This window comes from Bacillus sp. N5-665, assembly GCF_022637375.2.
GTDB classification, from domain to species: domain Bacteria; phylum Bacillota; class Bacilli; order Bacillales; family Bacillaceae_G; genus Bacillus_A; species Bacillus_A wiedmannii.
Genome location: NZ_CP093325.1, coordinates 4457751 through 4469870 on the forward strand (window position 1 = coordinate 4457751; position 12120 = coordinate 4469870).

Here is a 12120-nt window from a genome sequence, read left to right on the forward strand (position 1 = left end):
TTTCTTTTTACAATACAGATTCTTTTTTCTTTAATACAACATCTGTTAAGCAATCAATAAATGCGTCCGATGCATTTGGCATTTCTGGACGATAATATTTCGCGCCAATTTCATCTGTCACAACTTTACACTCAAAGTCGTTGTCATATAAAACTTCTAAATGTTCCGCAACAAATCCAACTGGTGCGTATACGAATGAAGTATAACCGTACTTTTCATTTAGTTCTCTCGTTAAATCTTGTACATCTGGACCAATCCAAGGATCTGGCGTGTTTCCTGCACTTTGCCAACCTACTGCATAGTTTGCTACTTCAGCACCTCTTGCAATATAGTCAGCTGTTTCATTTAATTGGTCTGGATATGGATCGCCAAGTGCGATAATTTTTTCTGGTAAGCTATGTGCAGATACGATTAATACTGCTTTTTCACGCTCTGCTTCTGCCATACCGTTATATATACCTTTCACTGCATCAACCCAGTACTGGATGAATTTCGGTTCTTTATACCAGCTATCAATGCCGTGAATTGTTAAGTTTCCAAGTTTCTCAGCTTCTTCTTGTGCTCGTCCTACATACGATTTCACGCTAAATGTAGAATAGTGCGGCGCAAGAACAAGTGCGATTGCATCTTGTATACCGTCGTTATGCATATCTTTCACTGCATCTTCAATGAACGGTTCGATATGTTTTAAGCCAAGATACATATGGTACTCTACTTCATCTTGTACTTCATTTAAACGCTGTTCTAACTTTTTAGCTTGCTCTAATGTAATAGTAGCTAAAGGAGAAATACCACCAATTGCACGGTAACGCTCTGTTAAATCTTCTAGCATTTCAGGACTTGGCTTTCTTCCTCTGCGAATATGTGTATAGTAACGTTCAATATCTTCTTCTTTATATGGCGTTCCGTATGCCATTACAAGCAAACCAATTTTCTTTTTCATACAGCAATTCTCCTTTACTTCGCTAACTGCCCTTTAGAGTATTCATGAATAAATGTAGTTAAACGTTTTAATGTATCTGGATTTACTTCTGGGAATACACCGTGTCCTAAGTTAAAGATATAACCAGGCTGTTTCATCCCTTGATCTAAAATACCTTTTACATGTTCTTCAATAACAGACCATGGTGCAAGTAAGAATGAAGGGTCCATATTTCCTTGTACCGCCTTATGAACGCCGCGTGCGCGTGCCTCTTCGATCGGTAAGCGCCAATCTAAGCCTACTACATCAAGCGGTAAATCGTGCCATTCATTTACTAAGTGTGCAGCTCCTACGCCGTGCATAATCATCGGTACACCCATCGGACGAACTTCTGCAAAAATACGCTCCATTGCCGGTTTAATAAATACGCGGTAATCTGCTACATTTACTGTTCCAACCCAAGAATCGAAAATTTGAACAGCTTTTGCTCCTGCGTTAATTTGTGCTTTTAAATATGTAATAACCATATCTGCTAGCTTATCCATTAAAGCGAACCAAGCTTTCGGCTCTGCATACATGAACGCTTTCGTATTATGATAATTACGAGATGGACCGCCTTCAATCATATAGCTCGCTAGTGTAAATGGAGCTCCTGAAAAACCGATTAACGGTACGTCTAACATTTCTGTCGTTAATAAACGAATCGTATCTAATATGTACGGTACGTCATCTTCTGGATTGATTTCCCCTAGTTTTTCTACGTCTTGTAAAGAACGGATTGGATTATCAATAACTGGGCCAATACCTGATTTAATTTCTACATCCACACCAATTGCAGGTAGTGGTGACATAATATCTTTATAAAGAATTGCTGCGTCTACGTTATATTGATCAACCGGCAACTTTGTAACGTAAGCACATAACTCTGGATTATGTGTAATTTCAAATAAAGAATACTTTTCTTTTATCTTTCTATATTCCGGCTGCGAACGACCTGCTTGACGCATATACCATGCTGGTACATAATCAGTACGTTCCCCCCTACATGCTTTTAAAAATGTCTCATTTATAGTTCTTACCAAGACCCTTGCTCCCTTCCTTGCCAATGCTTTTGCTCTAAATACGTTCTATTCCGATATTTATCTTTTTTTACTATACAGCTTGTAAAAACAAAATGCATAACATTATGTACGTTGTTCATGAAATTGACACAAACATTCGTAAAACCGCTTACTATTTTCACAACATTCTTATTATAGCACAGAGAAAAACTATGGTTTAGCTACTTTTGACTTTTCCCCTTCGCGATTCGTTTGTGTGTTATATGGTACAACGTAAAAACTCGGTTTTGAAAAGATGTTAACGAACTTTTCCTCATATTCCCCGGCACCATTTACAGTACCTACATGCGTATGGATCCCGTTTTCCACTCTATAGATGCGATACATAATTCTTTCATCTGGAAGTGGTGTCCAGCTTAATTTTGCTTTAAATAAACCGAAAGGGCTAAACGCTAATTTCACTTTCACATCTTCAATCTTGCGCAAACGAATCGGAGCACCGATTGTTTCCACACCTTCTGGTTTCATAAACTGCTCTTTCTGTTCTACTTTTGCCTTCGTTAAAATTTTCTTAAACAATTTCGTTGCTGACGCACTTTCTCCTTGCAACTGATGCTCTTTATCCGTACGGTCATAACCAATCCAAACAGCGCCTACTAAATTTGGCGTATAGCCAACGAACCACATATCTCTAGCTCCATTATCGTCATTTGGTAAGGAAGTTGTACCTGTTTTCCCAGCTAATGCACCGCTATATATGCCTGCTTTCGCTGTCCCTTCCTTCACAACCCCTTCTAACATTTTCGTCATATACCATGCCGTTTGTTTCGAGAAAATTTTCGTTTCTACTTTTGGCGATTCTCCAATGACTGCGCCGTGTCTATTTAACACTTTATCAATCACGTGCGGCTCAATAATAGCGCCATTTGCTAAAAATGCACGATACATTTTCACAAGATCAAATGTTGAAACACCATTTTTCAGCCCGCCAAGTGCTGTACTTAAACCAGCATCGGCAATAGGAACATTTCCTTTCTCTAAATATTGCTTTCCTTCTTCTACCCCTAACTCATTTAATAAAGAAACTGCCGGTACATTTGCTGACTCTAAAATCGCATCATACATCGTCATTTCTTTCGTATATTGACGATTGTAATTTCGAGGTTCATAACCTTCAAAAGAAGTTTTTTCATTCGTTAATAAAGAATACGGATTATATTTTTTCGTTTCGAGTGCTGGTGCATAGACAATAAGTGGTTTTAGCACAGATCCCGGCTGTCTTTTTGCAAAAACACGATTAAAGCCTCTCGGGACATACTTTCTTCCGCCAATCGCCGCTTTAATTCCGCCCGTACGATTATCCATTAATAAAAAAGCACCTTGCGCCCCCTCTTCTTTACCAGGGAAATTCCTCGCATCTTGAAACTGGTTATACGCTACCTTTTGAACTTTTTCATCCATCGGAACGACAAACGTATATCCTCCGCGAAGTACTTCTTGATGAGACAATCCGTATAAACGAGCTGCTTCATCTATAACCATATCAATATACGGCATATATGCGAGTTCATTCTCATCTAAGTTTTTGTAAAGAGCAATGGTCTTTCCTTGATAACGTACGCTCTCTTCGGCAGTCAAATAGCCTTGTTTATGCATCAGTGACAATACGAGATCACGGCGCTCCTTGCTCTTCTCTGGAGAGAAATAAGGTGAATATCCGTTTGGTGACTTCGGAAGACCTGCAAGCATTGCACCTTCTTCTACTGTTAAATCTTCTACATTTTTATTAAAATACAACTTTGCTGCTGCTTGAATACCGTAAGCCCCATGCCCAAAATAAATATGATTCATATACATTTCAAGAATTTGTTGCTTCGTATATTTTTGCTCTAATTGAAGGGAAATTGCGACTTCCTTCAATTTACGCGTAACTGTTTTTTCACGAGTTAAAAAGACGTTTTTCGCTAGTTGCTGCGTAATCGTACTACCGCCCTCTACCTTTTCTCCAGCTAACGTATCTTTATAAAGAGCCCGGAATATAGACGGGTAATCAATTCCTTGATGCTCATAAAAGCGAGAATCTTCCACCGCAATAAATGACTGCTGCACGTATTTTGGAATTTGCTCGATTGGTACGAGGTCTCTATTTTCTACGTATAATTTCGTAATTTCTTTCCCTTTCTGGTCAACGATACGTGATGAAGAGTGGAAAACGAGCTGCTTTTCATCCATCATATAGCCACCAGCTAACACAATAAGTTTATAAAGTACAATCGCTAATACAAGCGTTGCTAATCCACCTAATAAAGTCCACTTTACTTTCTTCATACATCGGCCTTCTTTCCAAATGATGGTACATTTATTATTTGAAAAAGAAGTATCTTTATGTATATAATCTTCGAAGTTTTTTAAGAGAGTTGATATAATAGAAACAAACAATTAAGGGGGCATTAAAATGAAGGCTATTATTTCATACGAAACACCTCTAGAACAAGCACATTTCACTGCAAAAAATAATGAAAAAGATATGTTTTATAAAGAAAATACAGAAGAATCTGTAGAAGGATCACTTAAGTATGACGTATTAGACGCTGTTGGTGAATTTAAAGGACAACCTGGCTACATCGTTTGTAACAACATTTCTGTAACAGACGAAGGTCGCCCAGTATTTGAAAACCGTTTTAAAAACCGCGCAGGCCTTATCGAAAACGAACCAGGATTCCAAGCGATCCGCGTTCTACGCCCATTAAGTAACGATACATATGTCATCTTAACGATGTGGGAAACGGAACAAAACTTTAAAGACTGGACAGAATCACGTTCATTCGAAAATGCTCATAAAAAACGCCCTGCACAAGCAGAAGGACAAACTCAGGCTCAAGCACATCCACATGCAGAACAGCAGAAAAGTATTTTCTCTCGTCCGTCATTTGTGACTACTTTTGATGTGTTAGTTTAAGGGGTTTTTGTACTGTAGTTCCTCCAGAGATGCGGTACATGAAATTACATAAGCGATTTTTGAGATATATCGACTTATCGACAAATCACGACAGAAAAAAGGAAACACCATTACGCACCGGTGTTTCCTTTTTCTTTGTACCAATTATATATACAAAGTGCATCTTCTTTTCGCATATGCTTCACTTCATATCTATGCCCCGCCACTGATACGACAGCTATACATAGCTCGTCTTTCTTTTGAAAATATGATTGATTGTATCCTACTGCTTGAACATGCCTTCTTCGCATGATTCCTGTATATTTGGCAAGGCCGCGGTATACCATGACTAACTGATTGTCTCGTATTATATATCCACCACTTTTATACCGGGCATATGCAAGTAGCGTAAATGCGATAAATAGTGGTATTAAAGTGAATAACGCCATATTTTGCTTAAAATATATACTCGCACCGACGATCGGCACAGCGAGTATGGCACTTGTAATCCAGCCCATTATTACGTAACGACGTAATGCGGCCTTCGTTAAATGAACGATTTCCTCTTCCGTTTCATACGGCAACTGCAAATATGTAAGTAACTGCTGGACATCTTTTTTCTTCATAAAAGGATGTAACATTACTTCATGCCCTGCTGCTTCTATACTTTGAATAACTTCCACTTCGACAGAGCAATAACCGAAAGGCTGGCGAAGAATTCCTTCTTTCACTGTAATTGCTTGAATGCGGTGTAGTTTTAAAACAAACTCTTTCTTATCAAATAACCCTTGCACGATGCGAATTTCATTTCTGTTTCGCTCAATTTTAAAGTTCGCATATTTTAACGCATAACCAGCTGTTGAAATGACCCACGAAACCGCCATTAAAATCGCGGCCATAATGATTAATTCATATACACCGTTATCCATCACATACGCTTCTACTTTATTGATGAGCCATTCTGGAAGAAATTGATTAAACTCTGTGTAAATAAGAAGTAATCCTGAAAACACTAATCCGAATCTACCAGACGTAATGGAAGCTGCTAAAATCTCTTTCATCGTTAACTGATAAATCGTCTTACTTTCTTCTGCCATGGGTACTTCTTCAGTCACAACACTTCTTTCTTTATGTAATAAGGCAATCAGTTCCTTCGCTTCCTCTTCTCTAATGCCAGCTAACATCACTTCTGGATCACTACCGCCGCCCGCTACTTCTATGTTTAACTTCGTAAGCCCAAGTATTTGATAAATGATGTTAGAAGATGTACTAATATTTTGCACACGTTCTTTATTTAAGTAACTTTCTTTCTTTACAAAAACGCCGTGTTTAATATGTAAAATATTATTTTCAACCCAGTACACTTTGAAATACCATTTTATCGCTGAGAAAATTGCCATAATAAATAATACAAATAAAAGAACAAGATGTAAGAGATACCAAGGTTTCACTTGACCATCAGATCGAAATAAAACAAGAAAAATAAAAGGCAACAAAGTCGCAATTCGAATACCTAACAATATCGTGATTGGATGTTGCCTCTTATACATCCTCATCACTCACTTTCGCAAGTTCTCCAATTTGTCTTTTCAGCTGCTCTGCTTCTTCCTTCGTTAAGCCTGGAATACTATGAGAAGTTGCCGCTGTTGAAATATGTAATTCTGCTAAATTATACTTTCTCATAATCGGGCCCTGTTCAATCGTTACGTGCTGCACACGCATCATCGGAATGAGTACGCGTTTTACAACGAACATTCCCTTTTGAATCTCAATCTCTTCTTCATTTAATCTGTAACTATAATAACGTTGACGTAAATTTGGAAACACAAAATAATCAAGCGGGATAAATGTAATAGCTCCTGTTACTAGCAAGCCAAACAACCAGCCCCACCAGTTAAAATTGATCATAAAAAAGAAATACGCAATTACGACTGCTAGTATAACCGCTGCCCCAATTAAAGCGTGGATTCGCCACACTTTCAGCATATTAGAATGAATCTCCCTTTCTAACGGTTGCATTTCATCACTCCAATTATATGAATTTATTAATTATATATTAGTTTGTTTATACATATTTGTAAAATTATCCCGCGTTAACGAGCAGTAAAACTCCCCAAAAATTTCAGCTGGAGCAAAGAAGTTAGGTGGGCGTCGGGCTGCCCGTAAACGTCCGATTGGTGAGGGCTAATAATCAGTGGGGATGAATCCCCCACTGATTAAAGTTTCACTTTATAGTTTTCTACATCGTATCAATCATTTCTTTAAAATTCCCTTCATTAATCGCATACACTTGAAACTGAATGTAATCTATTTCATTCGTATTCGGACGGGCATATGGCAAAATGTTAAATTTAGATGCAGATCTTCCTAACATATCTACAATCATTAGAGAAACGTCAATATATTCGAAATCTACACGGAATACTACTGCTTCTCCCGTAAATTCATAATCTTTAATCGCATCATAAGACTTATTCGCACTAATTAACATTATTTTTAATAGTTGGTTCAAATTTTCTGGTTTAAAATTAATCATATACGCAGCTCCTTTTTTAATAAAACACTATAAAAATAGTGTAATCTTATACTTTCATAGCTTTACACTTCAATTATATAAAAAATAAAGCTAGTTTTTTATAAATTTTTTGATATAATTACTTACGGGAAACGGGAAGATATTTATCTTCCCTTGTGTTTTTATTTGCATCTAGTACTTTTGCTAGATGCCTTTTTTTATGCTAAAAAAGGTACCCTCATATACTTTGAGGATACCTTTGTCATCAATTTAGTGCATTTCAATAATTGTACCGTCTTCGAATACTTTGAATACGCCAGTAAATCCTGATCCGGCTGCGCCTTCTATTTTATATGTTGTACGCACTCTAATTTGATAATATTTCTTTCCATTCTCTACTTGCGTATTCTCTAGCGTGTAATCATAGTCTTCTTTATATTCATTTTTGATATATTCTTTCGCTTTCTCAAAAGTAAATGCATTTTGATTCTTTCCTGTCTCTACTTTTTGGTTCTTTTCTGCTTCTACCTTTTGGTTCTTCTCTGTCTCAGCTTTTTGGTTCTTTTCTGTTACTACCTTCTGATTCTTTTCTGTCTCAGTTTTTTGGTTCTTTTCTGTTGCTACCTTTTGATTTTTTTCTGCCTCAGCTTTTTGAGTCTTTTCTGTTGCTACCTTTTGATTCGTTACTGCATTTGTTTTTTGTGCCTTCGCTGCTGCTTCATTCTTTGCAGTTTTTTCTTCTTCATTCATTTTAGTAACTAATCCTACCGCTTTTTTATTATATTCTTCAAGATTCTTGTTATCTTTTGTTTCTGTAACTAGCTTATTTAATATTTCTTTCGCTTCTGCATAATTTTTCTTACTTATTAACTCTTCACTTTTCGTCAGTTGCTCACTATACTTCTTTTTTTGCTCTAAGATGGCTAGTAATGCTGTTCGTTCTTCCTTCGCTTGTTTTACAAGCGTAGCATTTCCATTCTTCATGTTCTCTACTTTTTCAAATGACTTGATTGATTCTTCTACCTTTGTTTCTTCTTTTAACTTCACTGCTTCAATCATTACTTTTGTTTGTTCTACAAGCATCTTTGCATCTGAATCGTCTTTTTTCTCATCTAGCGCTTTTTCAAATGATGATAATGCATTTTTATATTCTTTATTCGTTAACGCGGTCTTTCCTTCATCCATTGCTTTGTCAAAATTCCCATTACTACATCCAGCTAACATTAAAAACGTAAGTCCAATTACCATTAATAACTTTTTCATTTTTTCTCCTCCTATATATCCCTAAAACAATAACAGCATATGTATAAAAGTCTGTGTAGTAATTAGACTGAAAATAAAGATGTACTTTGTGTGTGGGAAAGGAAGTACATTTCATTTACTATCATTACTTAAAACTCCTAAATAGTTGGTAGTTGGTTTTCTTCTTTTAAAGACAGAAAGGAATTTTAATAATGTGCGTAAAGCTCTCACCAGGCTCTTTACTACACACACTCTTATACACATAGAAAAACTATTTTTAGGTTGCTATTTTTTTAACTTTACATATTATCGGTTGATTGGATACGACCTCAATTCGTAACATACCGAAAGGCAAAAGAAAACAAACCGTAATATAAGTCACGTTTTGTAACTTCACTGTAACACAAATGTAACATAAGGGTTTTGAATATACAATAGTTTTTTTACATTATTTTCCCCTATCTACATTTTAAGGCGCTAATACAGTGCCAAAACGAATTTCATCTCCACCTGCTATTGGACTATCATCCTTTGAATACTTTAGGAAATAGACCTCTTTTCTAAAGTACTCAAATTAATTACATAGATAACTCTTTTTTCACCCAAATATTACGAAGACCTTTAACCTTTTATTTTCACATTATATATATATCCATTTTTAAATATAAAAATATTAAAAATAGGACGAAATTTTTCTTCCTTTTTGTTTCTATTTGCATCGAGTTCTTTTGGTGCTACCCCTTATTGAAGAATTAGATTTTACACATCTGATATAGTACGTGAAATTATATAATAGGGGCACTATACCTAAAAAAGAAAATTGTATGTTTAGACATAAAATTGACACCTTTTGATTTGTTCCCTGTAAGTTAAGGAATTAGTTTGTATATTTGAGGAGATGTACGAGACAGGTGTGAATTTAAGGGAATCCAATATTTTCTATTCAAATATGATAGAATAGAAGTATATCCAAAACGGAGGAACAACAAATGAACTCAAACACAAAACAGTTTATTTATGATATCCAGCAAAGAAAAAACAATTATATGGAAAATGTATTAAAGGCAATACAACACCCTAAAAAAGAGCATTCTGAACAGGTCATTCAAAATATAGTAGACAAGATGGATATGATGATCAGTTTAGTTATTACTTACATGGCTATTGAATCAGAATCTATAAAAGAATTAAAAGAGCTTCAGGAAGAAATTATTCATGCCCAAGCATATATTCAAAAACGAAAATTTGAAGAAACACAGAGATAAAACACTGTGTTTTTATTTGGTCTTCTATGACGCCAATCTGTTATAAATCAAATTAAGGGATTGGGTACACTTACCATATTTTGTTCACTAAAGTCATTTCCCTCCAAATAACTCATTCTATAAGACTTCTTTCTAGCTTACATTCTTTCTCTTACTATATGATATAAATCCTATAAATATGCTAGAAGGATAATTCATTATATGAACGAAAATAACATTTTAATAAGTTACGTTTTCTATTCCTAAATTATTTATATACGATTCTTTTTTTACTAGTTAATAGGTAATGATATAGGGATACTTTGCATGTACATCTAGGTTGTTCCTTTCAGGCTATGTATCATTTTAAATACGCCCTTTATTAGAATAGTGCTCATACTTTTTTTGAGATTCTTTCGTAATACGTGCGTTAAGTAAAATTGCTAACAACAAAAACACTCCATATGTTCCCCCTGTCGCTCCTATGATAACCACACTACTACAAACAAGTACAATTAGTAGTAGTAACGAAACTAAATAAATATGTTCATAGTTCTTTGACATCTTCTTGTATTTTATGCGTTCTTTCCTTGCATCCATCTAAATTCCTCCTTTACATTATCCATTTCACTATCAAATAAATCTCGCCCTTAAAAGGGAAAGAATATATCTTTTTAAATAATCAGCTTATTTTTTTATCAACTAATTTATATAACGTAAAAAGAAATCCTACCAATATTAAGCTTTCCACCATGATAATCCCGACCCTCTCCTTCCGTTTTAACTCCAACACATCAGATAAAAGTAGCAAACAAAAAGGATCCTCCCTTCTTTTAAAGGTTGATCCTTTTCTTCATGCATTCAACTATTCTTGATTAATTAGAATAACAGCTGGTCCATCTACACGAATGCCACCAACTTCGATTTTTTCATAAGGCTCAACTGTAATAGAAATGATCCCTTCCCGCTTCTTTAATTCATTACTTAATTCTTTTGTTAACATTTTTTTCATGTGTGTACTCCTTTTTACTGCTTAATTTATTATTGTTATGTAAATGAAGTTAAAAATGGTTTCCTGGTCTGGAAACCATTTTTTTGTAGTTGACCATATGGTGTTACCAGTTCGTTTATCAATTTTACGTAAAGAAGAGATAAACAATTACCTATTCACTGTCTCAGTAGATATAAGGAATTCTTAAAGAGATAGCGGTGAGATCGATTGTTTTTTCTTCTAGAAATAATGACCTAGATAATATATTACCTAAAACAATGAAAGCCCTACCTCTCTTTCATCCTTACGGATCCTTGTCCGTGCCAGTGTGAATCAGGATTGCAAAAATCAAGTGACTATTTAATCGAGTTATTTGATGAAACTTCGAACGTTCGTAAAAGAAATTTAAAAATAAAAATGGATTAGATTGAAGTAATAACAAAAGAGGTTCCTACTCTAAAAGTGAGTTGAAGAAGTTGAATGTCTTTGAAATGATTTACTTTTAATAATCATCATATTCCCGAAAAATTCAGGATATTTTCGGGGGATGTAATACATTATCTATAATGAATCCTAACAGAAACTTTTTATTTGATTTTCAGTGATCCCTTTAATTAATCCTAGTTCACTAATCAAAAATTCATGTGCGTTATCCAACATTGTTTTTTCTCTTGTATTAAGTGCCTTTTCTTTCTTCATACGCATTAAATCACGTACAACTTCAGCACCTTCTTGTATTTCACCCGTTTTTATTTTGTCCGTGTTCACTTTATACCTTTGTTTCCACGTTAATAATCTATCTGATTCTCCATGCTGAAAAATGTGTATAATGTGTTTTAATGCAAGTATATCAGTAACCGGGCGTATACTCGAACTTAATATTTTCCCCATAGGAATCATGACTTTCATATTACTGATTGACATTTTTATAACATAATACTGTTGTTTTTTTCCTGAGAATTCTTTTTCTTCTATGGCTTCAATTATACCTGCTCCGTGCATTGGATAAACAATGTTATCGCCAATTTGAAACATATAATCCACCTCCATATATGGTAACCTTCTTAACCTTAACATATGTGTGTTTTTTTATCAAATATTTTATAATATCATAAAAATATTTTTGTAGTCAACTTATTTTTTGAAAAAAATTAAATTAAGTAAAAAAGACCCCCAAAAAACGATAGGGAGTGTGTCAGATTCCGCA

Annotated in this window: 12 protein-coding genes; 2 read left to right on the forward strand and 10 right to left on the reverse strand. The window is 35.0% G+C overall.

The window, feature by feature from the left end; genetic code table 11:
• Window positions 1-7: 7 nt before the first annotated feature.
• The 3 genes from hemH to MNO09_RS25485 form a co-directional block, all read right to left on the reverse strand.
• Window positions 8-943 carry a ferrochelatase gene (gene hemH / locus MNO09_RS25475; RefSeq protein WP_000726799.1) on the reverse strand — a complete coding sequence of 312 codons (936 nt, stop codon included), beginning with the start codon at window positions 941-943 and terminating at the stop codon, window positions 8-10.
• Window positions 944-957: 14 nt separating this feature from the next.
• Window positions 958-2004: a uroporphyrinogen decarboxylase gene (gene hemE / locus MNO09_RS25480; protein WP_000252609.1), complete on the reverse strand. Its 1047-nt coding sequence runs from the start codon at window positions 2002-2004 to the stop codon at window positions 958-960.
• A gap of 189 nt (window positions 2005-2193) precedes the next feature.
• The gene (locus MNO09_RS25485; RefSeq protein ID WP_000756272.1) at window positions 2194-4311 is read right to left on the reverse strand and encodes a transglycosylase domain-containing protein; all 2118 of its coding nucleotides are present in this window, start codon (window positions 4309-4311) and stop codon (window positions 2194-2196) included.
• Window positions 4312-4438: 127 nt separating this feature from the next.
• Between MNO09_RS25485 and hmoB the strand changes: the two genes are divergently transcribed.
• The gene (gene hmoB, locus MNO09_RS25490) at window positions 4439-4942 is read left to right on the forward strand and encodes a heme-degrading monooxygenase HmoB (protein ID WP_000644076.1); all 504 of its coding nucleotides are present in this window, start codon (window positions 4439-4441) and stop codon (window positions 4940-4942) included.
• Window positions 4943-5052: 110 nt separating this feature from the next.
• Here the strand turns inward: hmoB and MNO09_RS25495 are convergent, their stop codons facing one another.
• From MNO09_RS25495 to MNO09_RS25510, 4 genes are all read right to left on the reverse strand, one after another.
• Window positions 5053-6471 (reverse strand): PH domain-containing protein, encoded by a 1419-nt coding sequence (locus MNO09_RS25495; protein ID WP_000278139.1) that lies wholly within the window; start codon window positions 6469-6471, stop codon window positions 5053-5055.
• Window positions 6464-6940: a PH domain-containing protein gene (locus MNO09_RS25500; protein WP_001182715.1), complete on the reverse strand. Its 477-nt coding sequence runs from the start codon at window positions 6938-6940 to the stop codon at window positions 6464-6466. The genes MNO09_RS25495 and MNO09_RS25500 overlap by 8 nt, the downstream gene beginning before the upstream one ends.
• 220 nt (window positions 6941-7160) lie before the next feature.
• Window positions 7161-7457 (reverse strand): hypothetical protein, encoded by a 297-nt coding sequence (locus MNO09_RS25505; RefSeq protein WP_000606808.1) that lies wholly within the window; start codon window positions 7455-7457, stop codon window positions 7161-7163.
• A 249-nt stretch (window positions 7458-7706) separates the two neighbouring features.
• The gene (locus tag MNO09_RS25510) at window positions 7707-8699 is read right to left on the reverse strand and encodes a hypothetical protein (RefSeq protein WP_000735169.1); all 993 of its coding nucleotides are present in this window, start codon (window positions 8697-8699) and stop codon (window positions 7707-7709) included.
• Window positions 8700-9667: 968 nt separating this feature from the next.
• Here MNO09_RS25510 and MNO09_RS25515 point away from each other — a divergent pair.
• Complete coding sequence (locus MNO09_RS25515) at window positions 9668-9943, forward strand: hypothetical protein (protein ID WP_001087727.1); 276 nt, start codon at window positions 9668-9670, stop codon at window positions 9941-9943.
• 345 nt (window positions 9944-10288) lie between these two features.
• Here MNO09_RS25515 and MNO09_RS25520 read toward each other — a convergent pair whose 3' ends face one another.
• The 3 genes from MNO09_RS25520 to MNO09_RS25530 all read right to left on the reverse strand — a co-directional run bounded on the left by MNO09_RS25520 (window position 10289) and on the right by MNO09_RS25530 (window position 11948).
• Window positions 10289-10522, reverse strand: coding sequence for a hypothetical protein (locus MNO09_RS25520; protein ID WP_000340042.1), 234 nt, complete (start codon window positions 10520-10522; stop codon window positions 10289-10291).
• A 265-nt stretch (window positions 10523-10787) separates the two neighbouring features.
• A complete protein-coding gene (locus MNO09_RS25525) occupies window positions 10788-10934 on the reverse strand; it encodes a BC1881 family protein (protein WP_000738547.1) in 147 nt (48 codons plus the stop codon).
• A 552-nt stretch (window positions 10935-11486) separates the two neighbouring features.
• The gene (locus MNO09_RS25530) at window positions 11487-11948 is read right to left on the reverse strand and encodes a CarD family transcriptional regulator (protein ID WP_176373181.1); all 462 of its coding nucleotides are present in this window, start codon (window positions 11946-11948) and stop codon (window positions 11487-11489) included.
• Window positions 11949-12120 lie beyond the last annotated feature (172 nt).

Excerpts from the sequence above, each read along its gene's own strand:
- MNO09_RS25525 (WP_000738547.1), bottom strand. The coding sequence starts at position 10,934 with ATGAAAAAAATGTTAACAAAAGAATTAAGTAATGAATTAAAGAAGCGG.
- MNO09_RS25510 (WP_000735169.1), bottom strand. The coding sequence starts at position 8,699 with ATGAAAAAGTTATTAATGGTAATTGGACTTACGTTTTTAATGTTAGCT.
- hemH (WP_000726799.1), bottom strand. The coding sequence starts at position 943 with ATGAAAAAGAAAATTGGTTTGCTTGTAATGGCATACGGAACGCCATAT.
- MNO09_RS25530 (WP_176373181.1), bottom strand. The coding sequence starts at position 11,948 with ATGTTTCAAATTGGCGATAACATTGTTTATCCAATGCACGGAGCAGGT.
- MNO09_RS25485 (WP_000756272.1), bottom strand. The coding sequence starts at position 4,311 with ATGAAGAAAGTAAAGTGGACTTTATTAGGTGGATTAGCAACGCTTGTA.
- MNO09_RS25505 (WP_000606808.1), bottom strand. The coding sequence starts at position 7,457 with ATGATTAATTTTAAACCAGAAAATTTGAACCAACTATTAAAAATAATG.
- MNO09_RS25500 (WP_001182715.1), bottom strand. The coding sequence starts at position 6,940 with ATGCAACCGTTAGAAAGGGAGATTCATTCTAATATGCTGAAAGTGTGG.
- MNO09_RS25520 (WP_000340042.1), bottom strand. The coding sequence starts at position 10,522 with ATGGATGCAAGGAAAGAACGCATAAAATACAAGAAGATGTCAAAGAAC.
- hmoB (WP_000644076.1), top strand. The coding sequence starts at position 4,439 with ATGAAGGCTATTATTTCATACGAAACACCTCTAGAACAAGCACATTTC.
- MNO09_RS25495 (WP_000278139.1), bottom strand. The coding sequence starts at position 6,471 with ATGTATAAGAGGCAACATCCAATCACGATATTGTTAGGTATTCGAATT.
- MNO09_RS25515 (WP_001087727.1), top strand. The coding sequence starts at position 9,668 with ATGAACTCAAACACAAAACAGTTTATTTATGATATCCAGCAAAGAAAA.